2 protein-coding genes are annotated in these 2,351 nt (G+C 40.4%); both read right to left on the bottom strand.

The features are described 5' to 3' along the window. A partial coding sequence (locus VF500_RS28860; RefSeq protein WP_330862969.1) for a ligand-binding sensor domain-containing protein occupies nt 1–839 on the bottom strand: 839 nt, incomplete at its 3' end. 341 nt (nt 840–1,180) lie between these two features. After that, the gene (locus VF500_RS28855) at nt 1,181–1,990 is read right to left on the bottom strand and encodes a DUF1080 domain-containing protein (protein ID WP_330862968.1); all 810 of its coding nucleotides are present in this window, start codon (nt 1,988–1,990) and stop codon (nt 1,181–1,183) included. Nucleotides 1,991–2,351: the final 361 nt, after the last annotated feature.

The raw sequence follows: 2,351 nt of genomic DNA, 5'->3' as shown, positions 1-2,351 counted from the left end.
CATAGTTTTCCGTTGCTTTCCAGTATCGAAAGAATATCATTGTGGCAAATGCTATTACTGTTATTGGGGTCGTGTTTAAAATTTATAAATAAATTGCTTTTGGTGTTATACAGTGCCAGGCCACCGCCATGTGTACCCGCCCAAATATTACCCTTGCTATCTTTGTAAACAGCCTTTACCCAACTGGCGCCAATACTGTTTTTATTTGCCGGATCATGAACATAACGGATAAACTTACCGTTTTGGGGGTTAAAATGATAAAGTCCATCATCGGTTCCTATCCATAGCCAACCATTATTGTCTTCTGTAACCTGGTATATAAAATCATTAATTATACTGTTTGTATTTTTATCAGCATGTGTAAATTTCTTAAAAGTGCCATTTGCTGCATTAAATAAATACAGCCCCTTACTGGTGCCCAGCCAGATTCGCTTTTTACTATCCATAAAAACAGACCTGACGGCAAAAGTTAAATGATTGGAATAGTGAATAAATGTATTTTTCGCCCTGTCAAATCTGTCAAGCCCGCTCTCGGTTCCAATCCATAAATTATTGGAAGCGTCTTCCGCTATAGCTAATACATAATTATCAATAATTGTTGTTTTGTTATTCTGATCGTGTTTATACTGAGTAAATTTATAACCGTCATATTTATTGAGCCCATCTTCGGTTCCAAACCACATAAAGCCGCGACTGTCCTTAATAATGGCTCCTACATGGCTTTGGGAAAGACCTTCGTTTGTACTAAGCTGTTTAAATTTAAGGGCGGGTGTTTGCGAATAGGATAATCCGGGAAAAAGCAGGTATAAACACCAGATAAAAAGCAATATTGGCCTCATTATTATTTTGCTGGTAGTTTTATAGTATTTTTAATCGGTTGATGTTATAGCCAAAACAAGCAGTACAGCGGCTAAATAAATGCTCTTATCTTGCGGAACTTATTAATTTGGTTTCAGAAATTCAGTCTTAATAAGTTCTATCGGGCAAGAATTTATATTGACCAATCGCCTTTAACGTTCATAATAATTCCGGGTTACCGGGAGCTTATTTTAAGTTAGTACTGCTTGCCTGTGATACGGGTATTTACGGGAAATAGTTTCGTATAACGTGTTGTTTTTGCCCAATTAACGGCTATTGTTAACTCAGGAGAAATATTAACGAACCTGGCTTCTGTTACAGCCTACCGGTCAGTATCCGGCAACTGTTTAATCTCTATATTCCTGAAATCGACAGGCTGCCCTTCACTTTGCAGAGCGATAAAGCCGCTGCTTAGTAATTTGCCATCCTGCTTGTATTTAGGATCATAGCCATGTGCCACGCCGCCGCCAATGGTAGGCCTTGAATATTGAAGTACGGTATCGCCGTTGATAATATGGGTAATTAATTTGTTGCCCTGAACAATCCGTTCGCCTTTTACCCACTGGTCACCGTCATAGGTTTTTGAAGTAGAGTTGATACAATGATCGGGCGAAACCTTTCCTTTATAAACAACATCAGTGCCGGGTGAGCACATATTCCCTGTTGGCCTTGGTTTCCCGTCGCTCAGGCCGCCTAATAACTGCATTTCTATCGATATCGGCCAATCCTGGTCCTTTAGCATAGTTCGGGGATCCTGTGAATGAAACATGACGCCGCTGTTAAGGAGCGTGTAGTCTGGCGCGCCTTTTTGCTGTTTACCAACAAAGCGGTATTCAAACCGCAGGTGATAGTAAGAGAACGGGGTTTTGTAATACAAATGACCAAACTGATCGTTGAAATCGCCGTACTGATCATAGCTAACCCTGATCATGCCATCTTCTACCCGGAAGGTATTGCCATAATTTTCGCCAACCAGGTGATGATTGATCTTTACAAACCAATCGTTAATGTCGGTCCCGTTAAACAGCTTCGTCCAGCCTTTATCGGCATTGCCGGCGTCAGCCAGTTTTTTCGGCCCGGCGCAGCCTAATATGAGGAGGCAGGAAAACATAAAAACGCGTGTTATTTTCATAGGTGGTAAGGTATTATGCTTTTATAGATAAATTGAATGCTTTTGTTCACTTAACGCTTTGCTAACCGGTATTTCGAAAGTTTGCTCAATATTAATTTTGCTGACCCTCCTTTACCGGAAGTTTTATCTCTTATGCTACGAATTTAAGAAATTCAGGCCATGTTTTATTGCTTTTAATGCTTTGCCTGTCAAGGTACGCTGAGGCCGCTTTTGTTCAAGATCTCTTTTTAACCAAGTTTTTTTCGCAGCCAGTTACGAACCGGCTCATCATACCATTTCAAAGTAATATACGCCAGGAAAATTGCACCAATCAAAATAGCTAAGGCATAAGGCCAGGCCTGTACTATGGTTACGCCTTTAT

The sequence above is a fragment of the Mucilaginibacter sp. genome (assembly GCF_036383575.1).
In the GTDB taxonomy this organism is placed as follows: Bacteria; Bacteroidota; Bacteroidia; order Sphingobacteriales; family Sphingobacteriaceae; genus Mucilaginibacter.
Note: the sequence above shows the minus strand (reverse complement) of the source record. Positions and strands in the feature narration are given on the sequence as shown.